This is a genomic window from Pseudomonas sp. Mb7, assembly GCF_054790525.1.
Genome location: NZ_CP186501.1, coordinates 5,429,250 through 5,455,719 on the forward strand (window position 1 = coordinate 5,429,250; position 26,470 = coordinate 5,455,719).

Sequence of the window (26,470 nt, forward strand, 5' to 3'; positions counted from 1 at the left end):
ATTATGCTTATGTGCTTGCGAAAAAACGGGGCATTATTTTTGTTTTCAACAGTATGCCTGAGTTTAGCAGCTGCATGTCAGTTGCTAATACCTTCGATCGTGGCAGAGGGACTTACAGCTCTCAGTAGTGGTGCTGTCAGCACTAATCTGTATTTCCTTCTCACCGTTATTTTTTTATCTAAACTCGCGACTCAAACTCTGGGCAGCTCCATGGCGGCGCTCATGGAAGCGAAATCTCGCTTTTCACTCATCAATTTCATTGTGCATGATGAAAGACCTCGCCCGTTAAGCTCTCGCGTGACGATGATCAAAGAAGATGCCGAGAAAATTGCTTCAGTCCTTCATGACTTAATTCATCTGGCAGGATCTTGTATTTTGACCTTTGCCACAGCCTATATCTTACTTCGTGAAAACGCTTATTTTCTCATCCCCTTGATATTTATTACGACATTGACTTGTGTGCAGTTGAAATTTGCAAAACCACAAATCCAGAGTCTGTATAAAGACGAAATGAGTAATGAAGACCTGTACAAGGAATCGTTAATCAGCACTTTCAGCACACCCACAATTGATGAGCAAAGTTTTCAATCACTTATCAGCAATAGTAATGGATGTTTGAGCAACACAATACAAGCACGTTACAAATATCAAAAAGCCAACGCAATTCAGTGCTTCTGGCCGGAAATGGCTATCTCGGCCGGGACAGTATCAGTCATCATTTTTAGCGCCACTGCGACGCCGGAGTTATTCGGCGAGCGTCTTATTGCTTACCTTGGTTACGTCGGAATTTTTACCATGGCCAGCACGAGTTCGATAAGACTTGGTATAACAATGATTGGAGTAAAGGTATCCGTCGGTAGAGTATTCAGGGGGCACCAATATGAATGATTTGTTCATTCAGCAGATACGCCTTAAGTTAGACAGAGTTGCGGCTCATTTTCTACGCGGCCTTTTTCCGCTTCAATTCAATAACAGAATTACCGTATTTATCGGAGAAAACGGTTCTGGAAAATCCACCCTGCTTGAAGCACTTGCCATCAAATTGGGATGCAATCCAGAAGGCGGTGGGAAAAACTTCAATTTCTCGACTGAGAACACCCATTCGAAACTGCACGAAACCCTGACGCTTTCAAAAGGCTACCGAAGGGAGAAGGACGTTTTTTTCTACAGAGCAGAAACCTTCTATAACTTGAACACTGCGATCCGCAAGCTTGATGCAGAGGGGAGCTTTGATCCCGAAATAAAGACCTATTACGGCGGCGTGGATATGCATTGCATGTCGCACGGTGAAGCAATGGAGGCGCTGTTTCAAAACCGATTCAAAGCCCAGGGACTGTACGTTCTCGATGAACCGGAAGCGTCGTTATCCCCATTGAGGCAATTAGTTTTTATCAACCGAATGATGGAGCTGGCACGCAAGGGCGCACAGTTCATCATCGCCACTCACTCACCTCTCATTATGTCGATCCCGGGATGTGATCTGAGACAGATATCGGAAGGGCGCTCCGAACCAATAACTCCGGCAGATACTGATGCTTATGCTGTGTACAAAGCCGTACTTAATTCTTCCGGTGCCTTTATCGCGAAAAGCATGCAGTGATGCTGCAGACACAAAAAAACCGTCCGAAGACGGTTTTTTTCGTCAGAAGTGCGCCTTACTTCAGGCCAGACATCTTCTGGATCGCGCCCTTCAACTCATCATCCGAGCAATCGGCGCAGGTGCCTTTCGGCGGCATGGCATTGATGCCGGTAATGGCCTTGGCCAGGATGCCGTCGAGGCCACCCTGATGATCAGCACGCTCTTTCCACGCTGCGGTGTCACCGATCTTCGGCGCGCCCAACAACCCGGTACCGTGGCAAGCATTGCAATGCTTGGCAATCACCTCATCCGGGGTTTTCGCCCCGCCACCGCCGCCTGCGGAAGCGGCAACTTCCATCCCCTTGCATTCCTGACCTTGTACACACACCTGGCCAACCGGCTCCAGGCGTTTGGCAATGTCGTCATTCGTCGCAGCTTGAGCGCTGACAGCCCAGAGGGCCAGTACGGTTGCTGGTGCGGCCAGCATTTTCATAATTAGGTTCACGCGTTCACCCTCAATGGTGGCTATTCACGCCTGCGGCCACGGTTCGCAGGCGGGCGGAAGTATAGCGGGTAGCCCGCCACACTGAAACAACCCCATAGTCGAAGGGGTTATACCGCACGGTAGATAAACGGTCCGGATGCCTTTGCCATCATGGCTTGGCACCTCTTTGTTAAAAATTCGCCGGCGTGGCTGCGCTGATTAGTCGCGCAGGCGCGTCGAACGGATTACGAAAACGGTGCGGCTTGGTACTTTCAAAGTAGTAGCTGTCGCCGGCTTCGAGAATAAAAGTTTCCAGACCCACCACCAGTTCCAGACGACCTTCCACCAGAATCCCGGTTTCTTCGCCTTCATGGGTGAGCATTTCTTCGCCGGTGTCGGCACCCGGTGGGTAGATTTCGTTGAGGAAGGCGATGGCGCGGCTGGGGTGCGCGCGGCCGACCAGTTTCATGGTCACGGCGCCGTCGGAAATGTCGATCAGCTCGTTGGCCTTGTAGACGATCTGGGTCGGGACTTCCTGCAGGATTTCTTCGGAAAAGAACTCGACCATGGACATGGGAATCCCGCCCAGTACCTTCCTCAGCGAACTGATCGAAGGGCTGACGCTGTTCTTTTCGATCATCGAAATGGTGCTGTTGGTGACGCCCGCGCGTTTGGCGAGTTCACGCTGGGAAAGCCCTTTGAGCTTGCGGATCGATTGCAGTCGTTCACCGACGTCCAAGGCGGGAGCCTCCTGATGTTGTAAGAATATTGAGCGTTATCATGGCGACAGCGTTCAGTATTTACAACACTTCGCCCCCGCAGCGGCGTCAACCCTCGGAATAGAGCCTTGGCACTCGGCGCAGATTGCAAAAGATCTGGTACGGAATGGTGTCGGCCCACTGCGCCACTTCGCTGGCGAGGATGTTTTTGCCCCACAGCTCAACGCTCGAACCGAGGCCAGCTTCAGGCACATCGGTGAGGTCGATGCAGAGCATGTCCATCGACACGCGACCGAGAATCCGGCTGCGTTTACCCGCCACCAGTACCGGCGTTCCGGTCGGCGCCTGACGCGGGTAGCCGTCGGCGTACCCCATGGCGACCACGCCGATGCGCATCGGTTTGTCGGTGATGAATTTGGCGCCGTAGCCGATCGGCTCGCCAGCGGGCAGCTCACGCACACAGATGACTTTCGATTCGAGGGTCATCACCGGTTGCAGGCGCTCGGCCACAGCGTTGGCTTCTTCAAACGGCGTCGCACCATAAAGCATGATGCCCGGGCGCACCCAATCGCTGTGAATCTGCGGCCAACCGAGCACAGCCGGCGAGTTGCGCAAGCTGACTTCCGCCGCCAGGCCCTGACGCGCCGCTTCAAACACCGCGACTTGTTCGGTGCTGCTCTGCGCGTGCAGCTCATCTGCACGGGCGAAGTGGCTCATCAACACGATCTTCGCCACTTTGCCGCTGGCCAGCAGACGCTGATAGGCCGCCGGATAGTCCTTCGGATGCAGACCAACGCGGTGCATGCCCGAATCGAGCTTCAGCCACACGGTGATCGGCTTGCTCAGTGTCGCCTGCTCGATCGCTTCGAGCTGCCACAGCGAATGCACCACGGTCCAGAAATCATGCTCGACAACCAGCGCCAGCTCATCGGCTTCGAAGATGCCTTCGAGCAACAACACCGGGGCCTTGATGCCGGCCGCGCGCAACTCCAGCGCTTCTTCGATGCAGGCGACGGCAAAACCGTCGGCCTCGGCTTCCAGTGCCTGGGCGCAACGCACCGCGCCATGGCCGTAGGCGTCCGCCTTGATCACCGCAAGCGCCTTGGCGCCAGTGACTTCGCGGGCAATTCGGTAGTTGTGGCGCAGGGCTTCTAGGTCGATCAGGGCACGGGCAGGACGCATGGCGGCAGACTTCTAGGCGGTCATGGGAAGAAAAACCGGCGCCGACTGACGACGTGAACCGCCAACAGCGCCGGGAGAGGGATCTTTACAACGGCTACGGCAGCGCGGCGACGATGGAAATTTCCACCAGAATGCTCGGCTTGGCCATTTTCGCTTCGACGGTGGCGCGGGCCGGGGCGGCGCCTTTGGGCAGCCACTGGTCCCACACCGAGTTCATCCCGGCAAAGTGGGCTTCGATATCGTTCAGGTAGATCGTCGCCGACAGCAGATGCTGTTTGTCGGTGCCGGCCAGATCGAGCAAGCGCTCGATATTGGCCAGTACCTCGCGAGTCTGCTGTTCAATCCCGGCGTCGAAGTCGTCGCCGACCTGCCCGGCCAGATACACGGTGCCGTTGTGGCTGACGATCTGACTCATGCGCTCATTGGTGAGCTGGCGCTGGATTGCCATGTTTTGCGGACTCCTGGGTCTTGTTGCCGTAACGGGAAATATCGAGGCCTTCGGCGCTGATCTGCGGCTTTTTCTTCGCCATCAGATCGGCCAGCAAACGACCGGAGCCGCACGCCATGGTCCAACCGAGCGTGCCGTGACCGGTGTTGAGGAACAGGTTCTTGAACGGCGTGGCGCCAACGATCGGCGTGCCGTCCGGGGTGGTCGGACGCAGGCCGGTCCAGAAGCTCGCCTCGGCCAGATTGCCGCCCTGAGGATAAAGGTCGTTGACGATCATCTCCAGGGTTTCACGGCGACGCGGATTCAACGACAGGTCAAAACCGGCGATCTCGGCCATGCCGCCCACACGGATACGGTTATCGAAACGGGTGATCGCGACCTTGTAGGTCTCGTCGAGAATTGTCGAAGTCGGGGCCATCGCCGGGTTGGTGATCGGCACGGTCAGCGAGTAACCCTTGAGCGGATACACCGGCGCCTTGATGCCCAGCGGCTTGAGCAGTTGCGGCGAGTAGCTGCCGAGCGCCAGTACGTAGCGGTCAGCGGTTTCCAGCTTGCCGTCGATCCACACACCGTTGATGCGATCACCGGCGTAGTCGAGTTTCTGAATGTCCTGGCCAAAGCGGAATTCGACACCGAGTTTCACGGCCATTTCGGCGAGGCGCGTGGTGAAGATCTGGCAGTCGCCGGTCTGGTCATTCGGCAGGCGCAGGGCACCGGCGAGGATGTCAGTGACACCCGCCAGGGCCGGCTCTACGCGGGCAATGCCGGCGCGGTCGAGTACTTCAAACGGCACGCCGGATTCTTTCAGCACGGCGATGTCTTTGGCGGCGTTATCCAGTTGTGCCTGGGTGCGGAACAATTGAGTCGTACCGAGGCTGCGGCCTTCGTAGGCGATGCCGGTTTCGGCGCGCAATTCATCGAGGCAGTCGCGGCTGTACTCGGACAGACGCACCATGCGCTCCTTGTTCACCGCGTAACGGCTGGCGGTGCAGTTGCGCAGCATCTGCGCCATCCACAGGTACTGGTCGATGTCGGCGGTGGCTTTTATCGCGAGAGGGGCGTGGCGCTGCAACAGCCACTTGATCGCCTTCAGCGGCACGCCCGGCGCGGCCCACGGCGAGGCGTAGCCCGGCGAGACCTGGCCGGCGTTGGCGAAACTGGTCTCCATGGCCGCGGCTGGCTGTCGGTCGACCACCACCACTTCAAACCCGGCACGGGCCAGATAGTAAGCACTGGCGGTACCGATGACGCCGCTACCCAAGACCATAACGCGCATTTTGTATCCCTCATCGCGGCTTTTCGCCGAGCTGTGTTGTTAGAGCAATGATGGGCGCAGTGTAAAAAAGAAATGCCAGTGCTTTTCACTATATAAGCGCCTATATTTGGCGACAATTCTCGGCAAAAACCCTTTTCACGGAGGCGCATCCCCTATGCGTACCAACACTCAGACCAAACGTGAGCTGGACAAGATCGACCGCAATATCTTGCGGATCCTGCAGGCGGACGGGCGGATTTCCTTTACCGAACTTGGGGAAAAGGTCGGCCTCTCTACCACGCCCTGCACCGAACGAGTACGGCGTCTGGAGCGCGAAGGAATCATCATGGGCTACAACGCCCGGCTGAATCCGCAGCATTTGAAGGGTAGCTTGCTGGTGTTCGTCGAGATCAGCCTCGACTACAAATCCGGCGACACTTTCGAGGAGTTCCGACGCGCGGTGCTGAAGTTGCCGCACGTGCTGGAGTGTCATCTGGTGTCGGGGGATTTCGACTATCTGGTGAAGGCGCGGATTTCCGAGATGGCGTCTTACCGCAAGCTGCTCGGCGACATTCTGCTGAAGCTGCCGCATGTGCGCGAGTCGAAGAGCTATATCGTGATGGAAGAGGTGAAGGAGAGCTTGAGCTTACCTATTCCGGATTGAAGATCGCTGGCGCTCCACTCGCGAGCAGGCTCGCTCCCACAGGGGGAACGCATTCCAAATGTGGGAGCGAGCCTGCTCGCGATGGCGTCGACTCGGTTCCGAGTGAACGCGCTAAACCAAAACCTGCCGATTCGCCGCCATGTACTCGAATATCTGCTTCTCCACTCTCGGATGAATCAGCTCCACCGGGCGCCGCTCATTCGGGCAAGGCAAGGTCTTGGTCGTGCCGAACAAACGGCAAATCAACGGCCGCTCTTCATACACCGTGCAGCCGTTCGGCCCCAGGTGCACACAGTTCAGCTCTTCCATCGCCGCATCTTGCTCGGCGCGGGTCTTGCGTGGCAGGCGGGCCATTTCTTCCGGCGAAGTGGTCACCGGGCCGCAGCAATCGTGGCAGCCGGGCACGCACTCGAACGAGGGTATCTGCTGGCGCAAGGTGCGGATTTTCTGGCTGTTGCAGCTCATTGCAGCGATGACCGAGGAGGAATAGGCGACAATTGTGCCGCAAAAGCCGAGATCCAGACACCGCAGGCCGACCAATGTTGCCCACATTCGGGCGTGCGGCTTATGCTCCGTCAAATTTTCTCGACACTTAGCCGTTGGATGACGCCCATGACTGCCCGCGCCTTTACCTCCGCGAGCCAACCCCACGTTGCCTCTTACTACGCCGCCAGCAGCCTGCCGCAGCCCGATCACCCGGTGTTGCAAGGTGACGTGCTGACCGACGTCTGTGTGGTCGGCGGCGGCTTTTCCGGGTTGAACACGGCGCTGGAACTGGCCGAACGCGGCCTCAGCGTGGTGTTGCTGGAAGCGCACAAGATCGGTTGGGGCGCCAGCGGTCGCAACGGCGGGCAGCTTATTCGCGGCGTCGGTCACGGCCTCGATCAGTTCACCAACGTCATCGGTGCCGACGGCGTGCGCGAGATGAAACTGATGGGCCTGGAAGCAGTGGAAATCGTTCGCCAGCGCGTCGAGCGTTTTCAGATTGCCTGCGACCTGACCTGGGGCTATTGCGACCTCGCCAACAAACCGTCCGACCTCGAAGGCTTTGCCGAAGACGCCGAAGAACTGCGTGGCCTTGGCTATCGCTACGAAACCCGCTTGCTGCAAGCCCACGACATGCACACGGTGGTCGGTTCCAAACGCTATGTCGGCGGCTTGATCGACATGGGCTCCGGGCATCTGCATCCGCTGAACCTGGCCTTGGGCGAAGCAGCAGCAGCGCAGCAACTGGGCGTTAAACTGTTTGAACACTCGGCAGTGACGCGTATCGATTACGGCCCTGAAGTCAAAGTCCATACAGCTCAAGGTTCGGTGCGCGCCAAGACCCTCGTGCTTGGCTGCAACGCGTATCTCAGTGATCTGAATCCGCAACTCAGCGGCAAGGTCCTGCCCGCGGGCAGCTACATCATCGCCACCGAGCCGTTGAGCGAAGAACAGGCGCATAACCTGCTGCCGCAGAACATGGCGGTCTGCGACCAACGTGTCGCGCTGGATTATTACCGACTCTCGGCGGATCGTCGTTTGCTGTTCGGCGGCGCCTGCCACTATTCGGGACGCGATCCAAAGGATATCGGCGCCTACATGCAGCCGAAGATGCTCGAAGTGTTCCCGCAACTCGCTGGCGTGAAAATCGACTATCAGTGGGGCGGCATGATCGGTATCGGCGCGAACCGCTTGCCGCAGATTGGCCGGCTCGCGGACCAGCCGAACGTGTATTACGCCCAGGCCTATTCAGGCCACGGGGTGAATGCCACGCACCTGGCGGGCAAGTTATTGGCCGAAGCGATCAGCGGGCAGCAAAGCGGGGGCTTTGATCTGTTTGCCAAGGTGCCGCACATCACCTTCCCGGGCGGCAAGCATTTGCGTTCGCCGTTGTTGGCGTTGGGGATGTTGTGGCATCGCCTTAAAGAGTTGGTCTGAGTGATCGTTCCCACGCTCTGCGTGGGAATGCATCCAGTGACGCTCTGCGTCACAGCGGACGCGGAGCGTCCGGCGCGGCGCTCCCACGCAGAGCGTGGGGGCGATCAGTGGTTGTCAGATCCGCCAGAACGGCTTCAACCCCTCCTCCTGCGCCTGCTCACGCGTCAGCCCGATGTCCTTGAGCTGATCCGCCGTCAGCGCCAGCAACGCCTTGCGCGTGTGCAGACGATGCCACAACAGACTCCAGCGACTCAGGCCGGACGGCGTATTGCGCATGATCTCATTGCGCGCACTGTCCTTCTGCCCTGCCGCCAGTTCCTGACCGTGTAACGTCAACCGCACATCGCTCAAGCCGTTCATTTTCAATGCTCCTGTTTACTTGGGTAGCCAGAGATTCCATGATGCGCGGGCGAGCAAAACCATTACAGATTCAAAGACACTGTATTAACTACATACAGATTTGCCGCTTTGTCGACTGAATTGTCGATTTTTGCGAGATCTGTACTGGTTTATCGAATCACCGCACCGAGGCAGCGCCATGACCCTTTATGTAAACCTCGCCGAATTGCTCGGCACGCGCATCGAAAACGGCTTCTATCGCCCAGGTGACCGGCTGCCATCGGTGCGCGCCTTGAGCGTCGAACACGGGGTCAGTCTGAGCACGGTGCAACAGGCCTATCGCGTGCTCGAAGACAGCGGCCTGGCCACGCCGAAACCCAAGTCCGGCTACTTTGTGCCGGTCGGCCGCGAACTGCCGGAGCTGCCCGCCGTCGGCCGTCCGGCGCAGCGCCCGGTGGAGATTTCGCAGTGGGATCAAGTGCTGGAGTTGATTCGTGCGGTGCCGCGCAAGGATGTCGTGCAACTGGGTCGTGGCATGCCGGACATCAGCTCGCCGACGATGAAGCCTTTGCTGCGTGGGCTGGCGCGGATCAGCCGCCGTCAGGACATGCCCGGTCTGTATTACGACAACATCCACGGCACTCTAGAACTGCGCGAACAGATCGCTCGACTGATGCTCGACTCCGGCTGCCAGTTGAGCGCGAGCGATCTGGTGATCACCACCGGTTGCCACGAAGCGCTGTCTACCAGCATCCACGCGATCTGCGAACCGGGCGACATTGTCGCGGTGGACTCGCCAAGCTTTCATGGCGCCATGCAGACCCTTAAAGGCCTGGGCATGAAAGCCCTGGAAATTCCCACCGACCCGCTCACCGGGATCAGCCTCGAAGCGCTGGAACTGGCACTGGAACAATGGCCGATCAAGGTCATCCAGCTCACGCCCAACTGCAATAACCCGCTCGGCTACATCATGCCGGAGTCGCGCAAACGCGCCCTGCTCAACCTCGCGCAGCGCTTCGACGTAGCGATCATCGAGGACGACGTGTATGGCGAACTGTCCTACACCTACCCGCGCCCTCGCACGATCAAATCCTTCGACGAAGACGGCCGTGTGCTGTTGTGCAGTTCGTTTTCCAAGACCCTTGCGCCGGGGCTGCGCATTGGCTGGGTCGCGCCGGGTCGATACCTTGAGCGGGTGTTGCACATGAAATACATCAGCACCGGCTCGACCGCGCCGCAGCCGCAGATCGCTATCGCCGAATTTCTCAAGGCTGGCCATTTCGAACCGCATTTGCGGCGCATGCGCACGCAATACCAGCGCAGTCGCGACCTGATGATCGATTGGGTGACCCGCTACTTTCCGGCGGGCACCCGCGCCAGCCGGCCGCAAGGCAGCTTTATGCTGTGGGTCGAGTTGCCGAAAGGTTTCGACACCCTGAAACTCAATCGCGAGTTGCTTGACCAAGGCGTACAGATTGCCGTCGGCAGCATCTTTTCCGCCTCAGGCAAGTACCGCAATTGCCTGCGGATGAACTACGCTGCCAAACCGACAGCGCAGATCGAAGAGGCGGTGCGCAAGGTCGGCGAGACCGCTGTCAGATTGCTGGCGGAAGCCGACTGACCTTTTTCCAGAGAACCGCGTCCATATGCCGACCCTTGCCGCCAACCGGAATGATCCTACGTGAGCTTCAGACAGCCCCTACTCGCTTCGCTGTTACTCGCCTCGTTCCTGAGCGGCTGTGCCAGTCTCGATGTCCCGCGCGAGCCAAGTCAGGCGTTGCCGGCATCCGATTCCAGCTTCGGTCGTTCGATTCAGGCGCAAGCGGCGCCCTACCATGGCCGCTCAGGGTTTCGCCTGCTGTCCAACAGCAGCGAGGCGTTCACCGCCCGCGCCGAACTGATCCGCAACGCCCAGACCAGCCTTGATCTGCAGTACTACATCGTCCATGACGGCATCAGCACGCGAATGCTGGTGGAGGAACTGCTCAAGGCTGCCGATCGCGGCGTGCGCGTGCGCATTCTGCTCGACGACACCACCAGCGACGGTCTGGACCAGATCATCGCCACGCTGGCGGCGCATCCGCAGATCCAGATTCGTCTGTTCAACCCGCTGCATCTGGGCCGCAGCACCGGCGTCACCCGCGCGGCAGGCCGCTTGTTCAACCTGTCGCTGCAACACCGGCGCATGCACAACAAGTTGTGGCTGGCGGATAACAGCGTGGCCATCGTCGGCGGGCGCAATCTCGGTGACGAATATTTCGACGCCGAGCCCAACCTGAATTTCACCGACATCGATATGCTCAGTGTCGGGCCGGTGGCCGAGCAGCTCGGGCACAGTTTCGACCAGTACTGGAACAGCGCCCTGAGCAAACCGATCGACGAATTCCTTACCAGCCAACCGACCGTCAAGGACCTGGAGAACACCCGCACACGCCTGGAAGAATCGCTGGAGGAAACCCGCAAACAGAATCACGCGCTGTACCAGCAGTTGATGACGTTCAAGACCGCACCGCGCATGGACATCTGGCGCAAAGAGCTGATCTGGGCATGGAATCAGGCGCTGTGGGATGCGCCGAGCAAGGTCTTGGCCAAGGGTGAGCCGGATCCGCAATTGCTGTTAACCACGCAGTTGGGTCCGGAGCTGCGCGGCGTCAGCAAAGAACTGATCATGATTTCGGCGTATTTCGTGCCGGGCCAGCCAGGGCTGGTTTACCTGACCGGTCGTGCCGATGCCGGCGTCTCGGTAAGCCTTCTGACCAACTCGCTGGAAGCCACCGATGTGCCAGCGGTGCACGGCGGCTATGCGCCGTATCGCAAAGCGTTGCTGGAGCATGGCGTGAAACTGTATGAACTGCGCCGTCAGCCTGGGGATAACTACGGCAGTGGCCCGCATGTTTTTTACAGCAAATCGTTTCGCGGCTCTGATTCAAGCTTGCACAGCAAAGCGATGATCTTTGATCGGCAGAAGTCGTTTATCGGCTCGTTCAACTTCGACCCGCGTTCGGTGTTGTGGAACACCGAGGTTGGGGTCTTGGTCGACAGTCCGGAGTTGGCCGAGCATGTGCGTGAGCTGGCCTTGCAGGGGATGGCGCCGGCGCTGAGTTACGAGGCGAAGTTACAGGATGGCCAGATCGTCTGGATCACTGAGGACAACGGCCAGATGCACACCCTGACCAAGGAGCCGGGGAGTTGGTGGCGGCGGTTCAATGCGTGGTTCAGCACCACGGTAGGGCTTGAGCGAATGCTTTAAAAAAGCAAAGGATCGCAGCCTTCGGCAGCTCCTACAGTTGAAGTGCATTCCTCCTGTAGGAGCTGCCGAAGGCTGCGATCTTTTGATGTCAGGCAGGCTCAGTAACTGCGCCAAATGCACCTTGGCGCAACAGCAATATCACCAACCCGAACGCTCCGATCGCCATCAACAACGGCAACGCATGCCCACTGATCCACTGGCTGCCCGCCCCCGCGGCCAGCGGCCCGACCAGACAACCGACACCCCACAACTGCGCAATGTGCGCATTCGCCCGCACCAGCGCATCGTCACGATAACGCTCGCCAATCAGAATCAGCGACAGAGTGAACAAACCACCGGCACTCGCCCCGAACAATACCCACAATGGCCAGATCAGTAGCGTGTCGAGCAACAGCGGAATCGCCAGACTCGACACCATCAACACCACCGCACAACCGGCGAATAGCGTACGCCGTGACAGATAATCGGCCAGCGCACCAATCGGCAGTTGCAGCAGCGCATCACCCACCACCACCGTGCTGACCATCGCCAGCGCAATCTCGGCAGTGAAGCCCTGTTGCAGGCAATACACCGGCAGTAACGTCAGGATCATCGCCTCGAATGCGGCGAACAACGACACCGCCCAGGCAATCGCCGGCAATTCACGGGCGAAGCCCCACAATTCCTTGAACGTTACGCTGCTGGCTTCACTGCTCGGCGCACCGCTGCGACCCAGCAAGAGCAATGGCGACAGCAACAGCAAAGCGACACCGACCCAGAAACCGTAATCATGCTCGGTACCCAGCGCGCCCAACAGCAACGGACCCGACAGTTGGCTCAACGCATAGCTGCTGCCATACAGCGCCACCAGTCGCCCGCGCCAGTTCTCGACCACCAGTTGATTGATCCAGCTCTCGCCGAGGATGAACACGATGGTCAGGATCACCCCGATCATCAGCCGTAGCACCAGCCAGATCGGGTAGCTCGGCAGCAACGCCAACAGACCGATCGACAGCGCCCCGGCCCACAGGCACAGGCGCATCAGGTTCGCCGTGCCGAAACGTGCCGCCAGATGACTGGAAATCTTCGCGCCCAACAACACGCCAATTGCTGGCATCGCTGCCATTACGCCAATGGCGAAGGAGCCGTAGCCCCAACCTTCGAGGCGCAACGATACCAACGGCATGCTGACCCCCAGGGCCAGGCCGACACTCAAGACAGACGCCAACACGGCGAAATACGTCGCCCACCGCATGTTCCACGCTCCTGTGGATTATTTTTTTAGAGGCCACATCAAACAAATGTGGGAGCGAGCCTGCTCGCGAATGCGGCTGCACATTCAGCACATGGGCTGACTGATACACCGCTTTCGCGAGCAGGCTCGCTCCCACAGGGATCTGCCTCGTCTGGAGGATCTGCTCTTGCGAACAGACCCTCCTAACGGCTTACAGCTTGATCCACGTCGCTTTCAGCTCGGTGTACTTGTCGAACGCGTGCAGCGATTTGTCGCGACCGTTACCCGACTGCTTGAAGCCGCCGAACGGTGCGGTCATATCACCACCATCGTACTGGTTAACCCACACGCTGCCGGCGCGCAGTGCCTTGGCGGTCAAATGCGCCTTGGAGATGTCCTGGGTCCATACCGCAGCGGCCAAGCCATACGGCGTGTCGTTGGCGATCTGGATCGCTTCTTCAGCCGTATCGAAAGCGATGACCGACAGCACCGGGCCGAAGATCTCTTCCTGAGCGATCTTCATCGCGTTGCTCACGCCATCGAAAATGGTCGGCTCAACGTAAGTGCCGCCGGTTTCCTGAAGAATGCGCTTACCGCCAGCCACCAGTTTGGCGCCATCGGTGTGCCCGGATTCGATGTACGACAGCACGGTGTTCATCTGCTGAGTGTCGACCAGCGCACCGACGTTGGTCGCCGGATCCAACGGATTGCCCGGCTTCCAGGTTTTCAGCGCCTCGATCACCATCGGCAGGAATGTGTCCTTGATCGAACGCTCGACCAGCAGACGCGAACCGGCGGTGCAGACTTCGCCCTGGTTGAACGCGATGGCGCTGGCAGCGGATTCGGCAGCCGCTTGCAGATCCGGCGCATCGGCAAAGACGATGTTCGGGCTCTTGCCGCCGGCTTCCAGCCAGACGCGTTTCATGTTCGATTCGCCGGAGTAGATCATCAGTTGCTTGGCGATTTTGGTCGAACCGGTGAACACCAGCGTGTCGACATCGTTGTGCAGGGCCAGCGCCTTGCCGACGGTGTGACCGTAGCCCGGCAGCACGTTGAGCACGCCTTTCGGAATACCGGCTTCAACAGCCAGCGCAGCGATACGGATGGCGGTCAGCGGGGATTTTTCCGACGGCTTGAGGATCACCGAGTTACCGGTCGACAGTGCCGGGCCGAGTTTCCAGCAGGCCATCATCAGCGGGAAGTTCCACGGCACGATGGCGCCGACCACGCCTACCGGCTCGCGGGTTACCAGACCCAGCTGGTCGTGCGGCGTAGCGGCGACTTCGTCGTAGATCTTGTCGATCGCTTCACCGCTCCAGCTCAGCGCTTGCGCCGCACCCGGAACGTCGATGTACAGCGAATCGCTGATCGGCTTGCCCATGTCGAGGGTTTCGAGCAGGGCCAGTTCTTCGGCGTGCTGCTTAAGCAGGCCGGCAAAACGAATCATGGTGGCTTTGCGTTTGGTCGGCGCCAGGCGCGACCAGACGCCGGAATTGAAAGTAGCGCGGGCGTTTTCCACGGCGCGCTGGGCGTCGGCGGCGTCACAGCTGGCGATCTTGCCAAGCAGACGGCCATCGACCGGACTGATGCACTCGAAGGTCTCGCCGGAGACGGCGTCGGTGTATTCGCCATTGAGGTAGGCGCGGCCTTCGATTTTCAGGTCGCGGGCGCGTTGTTCCCAGTCGGCACGAGTCAGGGTGGTCATTTCGAGTGTCCTCCGCTTGTTGAATACGAGCGCCGCGCGATCTTCGCCAGCGTCCTCAGGAATTCTGCCCGGCCAGCCGGTTTTTCGGCCAGAGGCACCCGCCACCCTAAACCAGCGGCCGGGGTTGTTTCAATATATTTGACATAAGGTGGTCATACGGCCTTGCGGTGTTGATTTTAATCAACATAGACTTTGACCCTTTCCAGCCAATCGCGCCGTATTCACGGGGGATAACAACAATGAACATCCAGAACGTCGTCGACATCAGCCTGACCAGCAGCGAAGCCGAACGCTATCGCCCGGACCCGGCGAAGGTGCTGAAGGGAGATCCTGAGCAAGCGGTGTTCCATCAGTACGAAAGCCCCTGTGGGCAGATGGGCGTTGGCGTTTGGGAAGGTGCGATCGGGCAGTGGACGGTGAATTACACCGAGCATGAGTACTGCGAAATCCTGCAGGGGGTCTCGGTGCTGCGTGACGGCGAGGGCAATGCCAAGACGTTGCGCGTTGGCGACCGGTTTGTGATTCCGGCAGGGTTTCGGGGCACTTGGGAAGTGCTTGAGGCTTGCCGCAAGATCTATGTGATCTTTGAACAGAAGGCTTGAGGATTTTCGCTGGCTGATCCGGCCCTATCGCGAGCAGGCTCACTCCTACAGGTGACCGCATTCCAATTTAGGAGTGAGCCTGCTCGCGATAGGGCCAGAACAGGAAACACAAAATCCGAGGCAACAAAAAAGGCCCGTATCGTGAGATACGGGCCTTTTTCGTAAGTCGGGAAAAATCAATTACTTGATTTTGCCTTCCTTGTAGATCACGTGCTTGCGAACAACCGGATCATATTTCTTGATCTCGATTTTGTCCGGGGTAGTACGCTTGTTCTTGTCGGTAGTGTAGAAGTGACCAGTACCGGCGCTCGAGATCAAACGAATCAATTCACGCATGATTAGCTCCCTTAAATCTTGCCATCGCGGCGAAGTTCGGCGAGCACGACAGTGATGCCACGCTTGTCGATGATACGCATGCCTTTGGCAGATACGCGCAGACGCACAAAACGTTTCTCTTCTTCAACCCAGAAGCGGTGATGCTGCAGGTTCGGCAGGAAACGACGACGGGTTTTGTTGTTTGCGTGGGAAATGTTATTCCCAGTCACCGGACCCTTACCGGTAACTTGACATACTCTCGACATGCCTCAGCCCTCTAAAACCACATGCCCAACCCGGCATGGGTTGGCCGCTTAATCTCTCAGTCATTTGGCGCCAGGCGCCGCGTTTCTTTAGAGGTCTTACCGGCTACACCTACAGTGAAGGAACCGGGCCCCTAGAAAAGAGCGCTGCTTTATACCAGAAAGACTTCAGAGCAACAACATTCGGTGTGCAAACAATCCACAAAAAGGCGCTTTTTCAGCCTGCGAACGGCTTGGATAAAGGCTGGCATCGATTTTTACCACTCGTCGCAGAAAACCACCCTTGCGGGCGATTCAGACTTTTTACCGCGCACCGCGGTCTGAAAAACCGCCATCACTGTGCCCCGAAAATGCAAAAAGGGGATAGTCATTTGTAATCCAGACCTCTAGGGTAGGCCTTTTCCAGACTGCACTTGCAGATGGGCCTTCGATCTGTAAAAGGAAACCGACCATGCGCCTCGCTGCCCTACCCCTGTTGCTCGCCCCGCTCCTGCTGAGCCCCCTGGCCCAGGCCGCCGCGCTGAGCGTCTGCACCGAGGCCAGCCCTGAAGGGTTCGACGTGGTGCAGTACAACTCGCTGACCACCACCAACGCCTCGGCCGACGTGCTGATGAACCGTCTCGTTGAATTCGACACCGCCAGCGGCAAAGTCGTGCCGAGCCTGGCCGACAGCTGGGAAGTCAGCACCGATGGCCTGACGTATGTCTTCAAGCTACACCCGCAGGTGAAGTTTCATACGACTGACTACTTCAGGCCGAGCCGTGAGCTGACCGCAGAAGACGTCAAATTCAGCTTCGACCGCATGCTCGACCCGGCCAACCCGTGGCACAAAGTCGCCCAAAGCGGCTTCCCCCATGCGCAATCGATGCAGTTGCCAGCGCTGATCAAGAAGATCGACGCGCTCGATCCGCTGACCGTGCGTTTCACCCTTGATCACCCGGACTCGACCTTCCTGGCGACACTGAGCATGGGCTTCGCCTCGATCTACTCCGCCGAATACGCCGACAAATTGATGAAGGCCAACGCCACGGACAAGCTCAACAGCCAGCCGATCGGTACCGGCCCGTTTGTGTTCAACCGCTTCCAGAAAGACGCGGCGATTCGCTACAAGGCCAACCCGGATTACTTTGGCGGCAAGCCTTCGGTAGACCCGTTGATCTTCGCCATCACCCCGGACGCCAACGTGCGCCTGCAAAAGCTACGGCGCAACGAATGCCAGATCGCCCTGTCGCCAAAACCTTTGGACGTACAGGCCGCGCTGAAAGAGCCGACACTAAAAGTCGAAAAGACTGACGCCTTCATGACCTCTTTCGTTGGCATCAACAGCCAGCATCCGCCGCTGGACAAGCCAGAGGTGCGTCAGGCCATCAACCTCGCCTTCGACAAGGCCAACTACATCAAAGCGGTGTTCGAAGACACCGCCGAAGCGGCCAATGGCCCTTACCCACCGAACACCTGGAGTTATGCGAAGAACCTGCCGGGTTACCCGCATGACGTGGCCAAAGCCAAGGCGCTGATGGCCAAGGCCGGTTTGAAAGACGGCTTCCAGACCACCATCTGGACGCGTCCATCAGGCAGCCTGCTCAACCCGAACCCAAGCCTCGGTGCACAGTTGTTGCAATCGGATCTGGCGGAAATCGGTATTCAGGCGGAAATCCGCGTGATCGAGTGGGGCGAACTGATTCGCCGCGCCAAGGCGGGCGAGCATGACCTGCTGTTCATGGGCTGGGCCGGCGACAACGGCGACCCGGACAATTTCCTGACACCGCAGTTTTCCTGCGCCGCGGTCAAATCGGGCACCAACTTCGCGCGCTACTGCAATGCCGATCTGGACAAGCTGATCAGCGCCGGCAAGACCACCAGCGAACAAGGTGTACGCACCAAGCTGTACGAGCAGGCGCAGGCGCAGATTCAGCAGCAGGCGTTGTGGTTGCCGCTGGCGCATCCGACCGCGTATGCGCTGACACGTAAGGACGTGCAGGGTTACTCGGTAAGCCCCTTTGGCCGCCAGGACTATTCGAAGGTAAACCTGAAATAACCTGCCCTGCACATAACGTGTAGGAGTGAGCCTGCTCGCGATGGCGTCATTTCAGTCAACCCATTCGGTGACTGGAAAATTGCTATCGCGAGCAGGCTCACTCCTACAGGGGTTTAGCGTTTTTCCCCTGAACTTTACATCCAGCCACACTCAGCCATCGACAACGGCTCACCATCGCCGACGATGAAGTGATCGAGCACCCGCACATCAATCAGCTCCAGTGCCTTTTGCAGTCGCTTGGTCAGCAGCCGATCTGCCTGACTGGGGTCAGTGTTCCCCGATGGATGGTTGTGGCACAGGATCAACGCAGCGGCGTTATTGGCCAAACATCGCTTCACAACCTCGCGTGGATGCACGCTGGTGTTGTCGATTGAGCCGCGAAACAGTATCTCGAAATTCAGTACTTGATGTTTGGAGTCGAGAAACAGGCAACCAAACACCTCATGCGGTTCGTGACGCAGCATCGATTTCAGATAATCGCGAACGACCTGAGGGTTTTCCAGGGCTGGTTTCTGCCGTGATTTCTCAGCCAGATGCCGCCTGTTCATTTCCTGAGCAGCTTGCAGTTGCGCAAACTTCGCCGGCCCGAGCCCCAATTGTTTGCTGAATTCGTCCTGATCGGCCTCAAGCAGCAAACGCAGGCTGCCGAATTGAGTCAACAGATTGCGCGCCAGATCCACAGCACTTAGTCCGGGCAACCCGGTGCGCAGAAAAATCGCCAGTAACTCAGCGTCTGAAAGGCTCGCTGCCCCGTGTTCCAACAACCTTTCCCGCGGACGTTCCGCCGCAGGCCAATCGCGAATACTCATAGCACTTCCCTGTCTGTGGGCGCCGCTGTTCCGTAGCGGTCGCTGTGATATCGTAGCCCATCTTTTTTGCGGGCGAATTCACCCTGGGGAGGGGGTTTCGCCACGTATGTCACCCACGAAATGAAAGGCAGACCTATGCAGCGGCTGTATCGGAAACGCATCGTGCTCGGCGTCGGCGGCGGCATCGCGGCCTACAAGAGCGCCGATCTGGTTCGTCGCCTGATCGATCAGGGTGCCGAAGTACGCGTGGTCATGACCCATGGCGGCGCCGAGTTCATCACCCCGCTGACCATGCAAGCGCTGTCCGGCCACCCAGTCCACCTCGACTTGCTCGACCCGGCTGCCGAAGCCGCGATGGGCCACATCGAGCTGGCGAAATGGGCCGATCTGGTACTGATCGCCCCGGCCACCGCCGACCTGATCGCCCGCCTGGCCCAAGGCATCGCCAACGATTTGCTGACCACCCTGGTGCTGGCCACCGACGCCGTTGTGGCAGTCGCGCCGGCAATGAATCAGGCGATGTGGCGTGATCCGGCGACCCAGGCCAACCTGCAACTCCTGGAAAGTCGTGGCCTGAAGACCTTCGGCCCGGCCTCGGGTAGCCAGGCCTGCGGCGACGTCGGCATGGGCCGCATGATGGAGGCCACCGACCTCGCACAATGCGCGGCGGACTGCTTCCAGCGCCAGGCGCTGACCGGCAAACACGTCGTCATCACCGCCGGCCCGACTCAGGAAAACATCGACCCGGTTCGCTACATCACTAACCACAGCTCCGGCAAAATGGGCTTCGCCCTCGCTGAAGCCGCAGTTGAGGCCGGCGCCCGCGTCACGCTGATCAGCGGCCCGGTGCACCTGCCGACACCGGATCGCGTCACGCGTATCGACGTGGTCAGCGCCCGCGACATGCTCGCGGCTTGCGAGTCGGCGATCCCGTGCGATGTGTTCATCGCCTCGGCAGCCGTTGCGGACTACCGCCCGGAAGTCGTCGCCCCGCAAAAACTCAAGAAAGATCCTACGAGCGGTGACGGCTTCGTCCTGCAAATGGTGCGTAACCCGGACATCCTGGCCACCATCGCGACGCGTCCCGACCGTCCGTTCAGTGTCGGTTTCGCCGCCGAGACCGAACACCTGCTCGACTACGCTGCACGCAAGCTGAAGGACAAGAATCTCGATTTGATCGTCGCCAACGACGTCGCCAACCCGAGCATCGGTTTCAACAGCGAAGAAAACGCCTGCAGCGTGATTGACCGTGCGCTGCACGCCACGGTTTTCGCCCAGACCAGCAAGAGCAAGATCGCTCGCCAACTGGTCACCTTTATCGCCGAACGTCTGAACCAGGTTTAATTTACATGCACGCTTTGCAAGCCAAGATCCTCGACCCACGCATCGGCACCGAATTCCCGCTGCCGCAATACGCCACCCCGGGTTCCGCCGGCCTCGACCTGCGCGCCATGCTGGATCAGGACATCGTGATCAAGCCGGGTGAAACCGTGCTGATCCCCACCGGTCTGTCGGTTTACATCGGCGACCCGAACCTCGCCGCGCTGATCCTGCCGCGCTCGGGCATGGGCCATAAGCACGGCATCGTGCTGGGCAACCTCGTGGGTCTGATTGACTCGGATTATCAGGGCCCGCTGATGGTGTCTTGCTGGAACCGTGGCCAGACCGACTTCACCATGACCGTCGGCGAACGTCTGGCGCAACTGGTGCTGGTACCGGTGGTACAGGCGCATTTCGAAATGGTTGAAGAGTTCGTCGAAACCGAACGCGGCACTGGCGGATTTGGCCATACCGGCACCAAATAACCGGAGCCATCTTCTGTAGGAGCTGCCGCAGGCTGCGATCTTTTGATTTTTAAGATCAAGATCAATAGATCGCAGCCTGCGGCAGCTCCTACAGGGGGAAGTTTCAGCAGATCAGCTGAAAGGTTTAACACCGAAAATCAAGGTTTTGCCGGCCGAAAGCCACGCCCGCCGAGGCATCATGGCCCTTTCATACCACGAACTCTCCGTGGAAAACGCCGTCATACCCTTCAGTTTGAGCCTGCCGTCGAACGATTCGTCGGTCTGTCCCGCCACTTTCGAGATGGAGCATTTCCGTAGATGAGCACCCCAGCCAAGATCGCCCCGAAGCTGCCCGACAGCATTTTCCGCGCCTATGACATTCGCGGCACCGTGCCGGAATTCCTCAATGCCGAAACCGCTTACTGGATCGGCCGCGCCATCGGTTCGCAGAGCCTGGCCCAAGGTGAGCCGAACGTTTCCGTCGGTCGCGACGGCCGCCTGTCCGGCCCGGAGCTGGTTGCAGAACTGATTCGCGGCATCGCCGAAAGCGGCTGCCACGTCAGCGATGTCGGCCTGGTGCCAACGCCCGCGCTGTACTACGCCGCCAACGTCCTGGCCGGCAAATCCGGGGTGATGCTCACCGGCAGCCACAACCCGTCGAACTACAACGGTTTCAAGATCGTCATCGCCGGCGACACCCTCGCCAACGAACAGATCCAGGCCCTGCACGAGCGCCTCAAGACCAACAACTTGAGCAGCGGCACCGGCAGTGTCACTCAGGTCGAGATCCTCGACCGCTACAACACCGAAATCGTCCAGGACATCAAACTGGCGCGGCGCATGAAGGTCGTGGTCGACTGCGGCAACGGCGCGGCCGGTGTGATCGCCCCGCAACTGATCGAAGCGCTGAATTGCGAAGTCATCCCGCTGTTCTGCGAGGTCGATGGCAACTTCCCGAACCACCACCCGGATCCGGGCAAGCCTGAAAACCTCGTCGATCTGATCGCCAAAGTCAAAGAAACCAACGCCGACATCGGCCTGGCTTTCGACGGCGACGGCGACCGTGTCGGCGTGGTGACCAACACCGGCAGCATCGTTTACCCCGATCGCCTGCTGATGCTGTTCGCCCGTGACGTGGTCGCGCGCAACCCGGACGCGGAAATCATCTTCGACGTCAAATGCACCCGTCGCCTGGTGCCGCTGATCAAGGAATACGGCGGCCGTCCGCTAATGTGGAAGACCGGTCATTCGTTGATCAAAAAGAAAATGAAACAATCCGGTGCACTATTGGCCGGTGAAATGAGTGGGCACATCTTCTTCAAGGAGCGCTGGTTCGGTTTCGACGACGGCATCTACAGCGCCGCACGGCTGCTGGAGATCCTCAGCAAGGAAAAATCCACCGCGGAAGAGCTGTTTGCGACCTTCCCGAACGATATTTCTACGCCGGAAATCAATATCCATGTGACCGAAGAGAGCAAATTCAGCATCATTGATGCACTGCACGACGCACAGTGGGGCGCAGGCGCTGACCTGACCACCATCGACGGCGTGCGAGTCGATTACGCCAAAGGCTGGGGCCTGGTGCGCGCGTCCAACACCACACCGGTGCTGGTGCTGCGCTTCGAGGCCGATGACGAGGCAGAACTTGCGCGTATCAAGGACGTATTCCACGCCCAATTGAAACGTGTTGCACCTGATCTCCAACTACCGTTCTGATCCACCCGGAGCCCTGAATGACCCTCGAACGCGAAGCCGCCGCCCATACCGCCCAGGTCCTGTCCGAAGCGTTGCCTTACATCCGACGTTATGTCGGCAAGACCCTGGTGATCAAATACGGCGGCAACGCGATGGAAAGCGAGGAGCTTAAAACCGGCTTCGCCCGCGACATCGTGTTGATGAAAGCCGTGGGCATCAATCCGGTGGTGGTTCATGGCGGCGGCCCGCAGATCGGTGATCTGCTCAAGCGCCTGTCGATCGAAAGCCACTTCGTCGATGGCATGCGCGTCACCGACGCGGCGACCATGGATGTGGTGGAAATGGTCCTTGGCGGCCAGGTCAACAAAAGCATCGTCAACCTGATCAACCGTCACGGCGGCAGCGCCATCGGCCTGACCGGTAAAGACGCCGGGCTGATTCGTGCGAAGAAGCTCACCGTCACCCGTCAGACCCCGGAGATGACCCAGCCGGAAATCATCGACATCGGTCAGGTCGGCGAAGTGGTCGGGATCAACACCGAACTGCTGAACCTGCTGGTCAAAGGCAACTTCATTCCGGTGATTGCGCCGATTGGCGTGGGTGAGAACGGCGAGTCGTACAACATCAACGCGGATCTGGTGGCTGGTAAAGTCGCCGAGGCACTGAAAGCCGAGAAGCTGATGTTGCTGACCAATATTGCCGGCCTGATGGACAAGTCGGGCACCGTGTTGACCGGCCTGAGCACGCAGCAGGTCGACGACCTGATCGCCGACGGCACTATCTACGGCGGTATGCTGCCGAAGATCCGTTGCGCACTGGAAGCGGTTCAGGGCGGCGTGGGCAGCTCGCTGATCATCGACGGCCGCGTGCCGAACGCGATCCTGCTGGAAATCTTCACCGACACCGGTGTGGGCACGCTAATCAGCAATCGCAAGCGTCCGTAAGCGCAGACGCAAACAAAAAGACCCCGCTCAGCCAGGCTGAGCGGGGTCTTTTTTTGCCTGCAACCTCAGACTTCTGCACCTCTCCTGTGTAGGAGCTGCCGAAGGCTGCGATCTTTTGATCTTGCTCGCAAATGCCAAAATCAAAAGATCGCAGCCTTCGGCAGCTCCTACAGAGAAGGTGTGTCAGACGCCGAATTGGGCGCGGTAGGCTTCCACGGCTGGCAGGTGCTGCTTGAGTTGCGGGTCGTCAGCGAGGAATTCCAGCACCTGGTTCAGCGAAACAATGCTGATGACGGGGATGCCGAAGTCGCGTTCTACTTCCTGAATCGCCGACAACTCACCGTTGCCACGCTCCTGACGGTTCAGCGCGATCAGCACGCCCGCAGCTTTGGCGCCGTCCTGGGAAGCGATGATTTGCATCACTTCGCGGATTGCCGTACCAGCGGTGATCACGTCGTCGATGATCAGCACATCGCCAGTCAGCGGCGCGCCGACCAGACTGCCGCCCTCGCCGTGGGCCTTGGCTTCCTTGCGGTTGAAGCACCATGGCAGATCACGGTCGTGGTGCTCGGCCAACGCGACAGCTGTGGTCGCTGCCAACGGGATGCCTTTGTAGGCCGGTCCAAACAGAACGTCGAAGGGAATACCGCTTTCGGCAATGGCTGCAGCGTAGAAACGCCCCAACTGCGCCAGGGCCGAACCCGAGTTGAACAGGCCGGCGTTGAAGAAGTAAGGACTGGTGCGCCCGGACTTCAGGGTGAACTCACCGAAGCGCAAAACGCCGCGATCGATGGCAAAACGAATGAAATCGCGCTGATACGCTTGCATGAAAAAAACCCCAAATACCACGGATTTAGCTAATTAGCTTGACGCCGTGTATCATACACGCACGCGATTTTTGGGGCCATTTATGCGGATCATCAGTGTGAACGTCAATGGTATTCAGGCTGCAGTCGAGCGTGGTTTGCTCAGTTGGCTGCAAGCACAGAATGCCGACGTCATCTGCCTGCAGGACACCCGTGCCTCCGCCTTTGAACTGGATGACCCAGCCTTCCAACTGGATGGCTACTTCCTTTATGCCTGCGATGCTGAAGTCCCTGCCCAAGGCGGCGTGGCTTTGTATTCGCGGTTGCAACCGAAGGCTGTCATCAGCGGTCTCGGTTTCGAGACGGCCGACCGCTACGGGCGCTACCTGCAAGCAGATTTCGACAAAGTCAGTATTGCCACCTTGCTGCTTCCTTCGGGGATGAACGGCGATGAGGACTTGAACCAGAAGTTCAAGCTCATGGACGACTTCGGCAAGTACCTGGACAAACAGCGGCGCAAACGTCGCGAGTACATTTATTGTGGCTCGCTGTACGTGGCGCAGCAGAAGCTCGACATCAAGAACTGGCGCGACAGCCAGCAATCCCCGGGCTTCCTGGCGCCAGAACGCGCCTGGATGGACGAGATTGTCGGCAACATGGGCTATGTCGATGCCCTGCGCGAAGTCAGCCGCGAAGGCGACCAGTACAGCTGGTGGCCGGACAACGAACAGGCCGAGATGCTCAATCTCGGCTGGCGGTTTGACTACCAGATCCTGACCCCGGGCCTGCGGCGCTTCGTGCGCAGTGCTCGCCTGCCGCGTCAACCACGGTTCTCGCAGCACGCACCGCTGATCGTCGACTACGACTGGACGCTGACCATCTAAGCGTCGTTTCGCAGTTAAAAATGCCCGTATCGCAAGATACGGGCATTTTTTGTGCGTCAGTGCCAAGCCGATTCGGACTCAGACAGCGGCGAAGAACGGTAAGGTCAGGTAGAGCTTGATCACGACGACATTAATGATATCGATGAAAAACGCTCCGACCATCGGCACCACCAGAAAGGCAATCTGCGACGGCCCATAACGCTGCGTCACTGCCTGCATATTGGCAATCGCCGTCGGCGTCGCACCCAATCCGAAACCGCAATGCCCTGCCGCCAGCACGGCCGCGTCGTAGTTGCGCCCCATCATCCGGAATGTCACGAAAATCGCGAACAACGCCATGACCAGCGCCTGTACAGCCAGAATGATGAAAATCGGCAACGCCAGTGCGGCCAGATCCCACAACTTGAGCGACATCAGGGCAATCGCCAGAAACAGCGACAAGCTGACATTACCCAGCACCGACACCTCACGCTCGAACACCTGATACAGACCCAACGCCGAAAGCCCGTTGCGCAAGACCACGCCAACAAACAGAACACAAACGAACGTCGGCAACTCGAATGAAGTACCGTGCAGCCAGCCATTCAGAAGATTGCCCGCCAACAAGCTGACTGCAATCAGGGCGAGTGTTTCTATAAACGAAAACGGGGTAATCGAGCGTTCTTTGTTTGGTTGCTCGAAGCCTCTTGGCAACCGCGGCGTTTGCTGATTCTGACAACCGGGCACCTGCACTCGCTTGATGAGCAACCGTGCGACCGGTCCACCAATCAAACCACCCAGCACCAGACCAAACGTCGCGGAGGCGATCGCCAGCTCGGAGGCAGAGGCCAGACCGTATTTCTCACTGAATACCGTACCCCACGCAGCCCCAGTGCCGTGACCGCCCGCCAAGGTGATCGATCCGGTCAGCAGTCCCATCAATGGATCGAGCCCGAGCATTGTTGCCAGCCCGATCCCCATCGCATTTTGCACCACCAACAATCCGGTGACTGCCAACAGAAATATCCCGACAACGCGCCCGCCTTTCTTCAAGCTGGCAAAGTCTGCACTTAGACCAATGGTGGCAAAAAAGGCCAGCATCAAAGGTGTCTGCAGCGAAGTATCGAAACGAATTTCAATATTTAGCGTTCGCAGCAGCAACAAGATCAAGGCAACTACCAGGCCACCCGCGACCGGTTCAGGGATATTGTAACTGCGCATGAAGCCAACACGCATAACTAGCCCGCGCCCTAGCAAAAGAACTAAGGAGGCGGCCACAAGTGTTCCGTAAAAATCGAGCTGAATCATTGGGATTATTCTTGGCTATATATTCAGAGGCGAGCTGTTTACCTGCACGCACCTCATGAACCGGCTGATTGTCTCAACACTGATTACTCGGAAATTCAATAGCCTTCGATGGCTTGAATATATCTTAATATTTCAGGAGAAATATTATCCGAGCAACTTTAACAATCGTCGCCTTTGATTCCAAGGCCATGAATCCGAACTAAGCCGATGCAGTTGTGACTAAAAGTGTATATACAGAAAGAGTATCGACCGATCATCGCGATCAGATCATTCCTACCCATA

26 protein-coding genes and 1 pseudogene are annotated in these 26,470 nt (G+C 58.5%); 13 read left to right on the forward strand and 14 right to left on the reverse strand.

Features of this window, described 5'->3' with window-relative positions; genetic code table 11:
• Positions 1-3: 3 nt before the first annotated feature.
• Positions 4-888 (forward strand): 6TM ABC transporter family protein, encoded by an 885-nt coding sequence (locus ACOYXH_RS24575; protein ID WP_460409997.1) that lies wholly within the window; start codon positions 4-6, stop codon positions 886-888.
• The gene (locus ACOYXH_RS24580; RefSeq protein ID WP_320413646.1) at positions 881-1,600 is read left to right on the forward strand and encodes an AAA family ATPase; all 720 of its coding nucleotides are present in this window, start codon (positions 881-883) and stop codon (positions 1,598-1,600) included. Before ACOYXH_RS24575 ends, ACOYXH_RS24580 begins: the two co-directional genes overlap by 8 nt.
• A 55-nt stretch (positions 1,601-1,655) precedes the next feature.
• Here ACOYXH_RS24580 and ACOYXH_RS24585 read toward each other — a convergent pair whose 3' ends face one another.
• From ACOYXH_RS24585 to dadA, 5 genes are all read right to left on the reverse strand, one after another.
• Positions 1,656-2,072, reverse strand: coding sequence for a c-type cytochrome (locus ACOYXH_RS24585; protein ID WP_095049336.1), 417 nt, complete (start codon positions 2,070-2,072; stop codon positions 1,656-1,658).
• Positions 2,073-2,253: 181 nt separating this feature from the next.
• Positions 2,254-2,802, reverse strand: coding sequence for a cupin domain-containing protein (locus tag ACOYXH_RS24590; RefSeq protein WP_007920393.1), 549 nt, complete (start codon positions 2,800-2,802; stop codon positions 2,254-2,256).
• Between the two features lie 88 nt (positions 2,803-2,890).
• On the reverse strand, positions 2,891-3,964 hold the full coding sequence (gene alr / locus ACOYXH_RS24595) for an alanine racemase (protein WP_220557165.1): 1,074 nt from the start codon (positions 3,962-3,964) through the stop codon (positions 2,891-2,893).
• Positions 3,965-4,058: 94 nt separating this feature from the next.
• On the reverse strand, positions 4,059-4,412 hold the full coding sequence (locus ACOYXH_RS24600; protein WP_042561737.1) for a RidA family protein: 354 nt from the start codon (positions 4,410-4,412) through the stop codon (positions 4,059-4,061).
• Entirely contained in the window at positions 4,384-5,688 is a 1,305-nt protein-coding gene (dadA, locus tag ACOYXH_RS24605; protein ID WP_095049334.1) for a D-amino acid dehydrogenase, read from the reverse strand. The genes ACOYXH_RS24600 and dadA overlap by 29 nt, the downstream gene beginning before the upstream one ends.
• Positions 5,689-5,842: 154 nt before the next feature.
• Between dadA and ACOYXH_RS24610 the strand changes: the two genes are divergently transcribed.
• Entirely contained in the window at positions 5,843-6,331 is a 489-nt protein-coding gene (locus ACOYXH_RS24610) for an Lrp/AsnC ligand binding domain-containing protein (protein WP_003177284.1), read from the forward strand.
• 111 nt (positions 6,332-6,442) lie between these two features.
• On the opposite strand, the gene ACOYXH_RS24615 is transcribed toward ACOYXH_RS24610, so the two are convergent.
• A complete protein-coding gene (locus ACOYXH_RS24615; RefSeq protein WP_064389779.1) occupies positions 6,443-6,796 on the reverse strand; it encodes a YkgJ family cysteine cluster protein in 354 nt (117 codons plus the stop codon).
• Between the two features lie 147 nt (positions 6,797-6,943).
• Between ACOYXH_RS24615 and ACOYXH_RS24620 the strand changes: the two genes are divergently transcribed.
• Positions 6,944-8,254, forward strand: coding sequence for an NAD(P)/FAD-dependent oxidoreductase (locus ACOYXH_RS24620; RefSeq protein WP_460409998.1), 1,311 nt, complete (start codon positions 6,944-6,946; stop codon positions 8,252-8,254).
• A gap of 114 nt (positions 8,255-8,368) precedes the next feature.
• On the opposite strand, the gene ACOYXH_RS24625 is transcribed toward ACOYXH_RS24620, so the two are convergent.
• A complete protein-coding gene (locus tag ACOYXH_RS24625) occupies positions 8,369-8,614 on the reverse strand; it encodes a DUF1127 domain-containing protein (RefSeq protein ID WP_449122548.1) in 246 nt (81 codons plus the stop codon).
• A 178-nt stretch (positions 8,615-8,792) separates the two neighbouring features.
• Here ACOYXH_RS24625 and ACOYXH_RS24630 point away from each other — a divergent pair, with 178 nt between their 5' ends.
• Together ACOYXH_RS24630 and ACOYXH_RS24635 are read left to right on the forward strand one after the other, a co-directional pair.
• Positions 8,793-10,214, forward strand: coding sequence for an aminotransferase-like domain-containing protein (locus ACOYXH_RS24630; protein ID WP_460409999.1), 1,422 nt, complete (start codon positions 8,793-8,795; stop codon positions 10,212-10,214).
• Between the two features lie 60 nt (positions 10,215-10,274).
• Positions 10,275-11,843, forward strand: coding sequence for a phospholipase D family protein (locus ACOYXH_RS24635; RefSeq protein WP_095049330.1), 1,569 nt, complete (start codon positions 10,275-10,277; stop codon positions 11,841-11,843).
• A gap of 88 nt (positions 11,844-11,931) precedes the next feature.
• Here the strand turns inward: ACOYXH_RS24635 and ACOYXH_RS24640 are convergent, their stop codons facing one another.
• Entirely contained in the window at positions 11,932-13,077 is a 1,146-nt protein-coding gene (locus ACOYXH_RS24640) for an MFS transporter (RefSeq protein ID WP_095125019.1), read from the reverse strand.
• A 190-nt stretch (positions 13,078-13,267) separates the two neighbouring features.
• Positions 13,268-14,761 carry an aldehyde dehydrogenase gene (locus ACOYXH_RS24645; RefSeq protein WP_016985821.1) on the reverse strand — a complete coding sequence of 498 codons (1,494 nt, stop codon included), beginning with the start codon at positions 14,759-14,761 and terminating at the stop codon, positions 13,268-13,270.
• A gap of 239 nt (positions 14,762-15,000) precedes the next feature.
• Between ACOYXH_RS24645 and ACOYXH_RS24650 the strand changes: the two genes are divergently transcribed.
• On the forward strand, positions 15,001-15,363 hold the full coding sequence (locus ACOYXH_RS24650) for a cupin domain-containing protein (RefSeq protein WP_095049328.1): 363 nt from the start codon (positions 15,001-15,003) through the stop codon (positions 15,361-15,363).
• 180 nt (positions 15,364-15,543) lie between these two features.
• Here ACOYXH_RS24650 and rpmG read toward each other — a convergent pair whose 3' ends face one another.
• Both rpmG and rpmB read right to left on the reverse strand, forming a co-directional pair.
• The gene (gene rpmG, locus ACOYXH_RS24655; protein ID WP_003177274.1) at positions 15,544-15,699 is read right to left on the reverse strand and encodes a 50S ribosomal protein L33; all 156 of its coding nucleotides are present in this window, start codon (positions 15,697-15,699) and stop codon (positions 15,544-15,546) included.
• A gap of 11 nt (positions 15,700-15,710) precedes the next feature.
• Positions 15,711-15,944, reverse strand: coding sequence for a 50S ribosomal protein L28 (rpmB, locus tag ACOYXH_RS24660; protein ID WP_007920377.1), 234 nt, complete (start codon positions 15,942-15,944; stop codon positions 15,711-15,713).
• A gap of 448 nt (positions 15,945-16,392) precedes the next feature.
• Between rpmB and ACOYXH_RS24665 the strand changes: the two genes are divergently transcribed.
• Positions 16,393-17,979, forward strand: coding sequence for an ABC transporter substrate-binding protein (locus ACOYXH_RS24665; protein WP_095049327.1), 1,587 nt, complete (start codon positions 16,393-16,395; stop codon positions 17,977-17,979).
• 134 nt (positions 17,980-18,113) lie between these two features.
• Here ACOYXH_RS24665 and radC read toward each other — a convergent pair whose 3' ends face one another.
• Positions 18,114-18,788, reverse strand: a complete 675-nt coding sequence (radC, locus tag ACOYXH_RS24670; RefSeq protein WP_093429665.1) for a RadC family protein — start codon at positions 18,786-18,788, stop codon at positions 18,114-18,116.
• 135 nt (positions 18,789-18,923) lie between these two features.
• On the opposite strand from radC, the gene coaBC reads away from it, so the two are divergent.
• The 4 genes and pseudogenes from coaBC to argB all read left to right on the forward strand — a co-directional run bounded on the left by coaBC (position 18,924) and on the right by argB (position 23,211).
• Positions 18,924-20,132, forward strand: a complete 1,209-nt coding sequence (gene coaBC / locus ACOYXH_RS24675; protein WP_007920365.1) for a bifunctional phosphopantothenoylcysteine decarboxylase/phosphopantothenate--cysteine ligase CoaBC — start codon at positions 18,924-18,926, stop codon at positions 20,130-20,132.
• 5 nt (positions 20,133-20,137) lie between these two features.
• A complete protein-coding gene (gene dut / locus ACOYXH_RS24680) occupies positions 20,138-20,593 on the forward strand; it encodes a dUTP diphosphatase (protein WP_095049326.1) in 456 nt (151 codons plus the stop codon).
• Positions 20,594-20,911: 318 nt separating this feature from the next.
• A pseudogene (locus tag ACOYXH_RS24685) lies at positions 20,912-22,288 on the forward strand (phosphomannomutase/phosphoglucomutase); the annotation flags it as partial.
• A gap of 17 nt (positions 22,289-22,305) precedes the next feature.
• The gene (argB, locus tag ACOYXH_RS24690) at positions 22,306-23,211 is read left to right on the forward strand and encodes an acetylglutamate kinase (RefSeq protein WP_003229488.1); all 906 of its coding nucleotides are present in this window, start codon (positions 22,306-22,308) and stop codon (positions 23,209-23,211) included.
• A 183-nt stretch (positions 23,212-23,394) separates the two neighbouring features.
• Here the strand turns inward: argB and pyrE are convergent, their stop codons facing one another.
• Positions 23,395-24,039 carry an orotate phosphoribosyltransferase gene (pyrE, locus tag ACOYXH_RS24695; RefSeq protein WP_008078597.1) on the reverse strand — a complete coding sequence of 215 codons (645 nt, stop codon included), beginning with the start codon at positions 24,037-24,039 and terminating at the stop codon, positions 23,395-23,397.
• Between the two features lie 82 nt (positions 24,040-24,121).
• On the opposite strand from pyrE, the gene ACOYXH_RS24700 reads away from it, so the two are divergent.
• Complete coding sequence (locus tag ACOYXH_RS24700; RefSeq protein ID WP_007920349.1) at positions 24,122-24,901, forward strand: exodeoxyribonuclease III; 780 nt, start codon at positions 24,122-24,124, stop codon at positions 24,899-24,901.
• Between the two features lie 78 nt (positions 24,902-24,979).
• On the opposite strand, the gene gltS is transcribed toward ACOYXH_RS24700, so the two are convergent.
• A complete protein-coding gene (gltS, locus tag ACOYXH_RS24705) occupies positions 24,980-26,188 on the reverse strand; it encodes a sodium/glutamate symporter (protein ID WP_095049324.1) in 1,209 nt (402 codons plus the stop codon).
• Positions 26,189-26,470 lie beyond the last annotated feature (282 nt).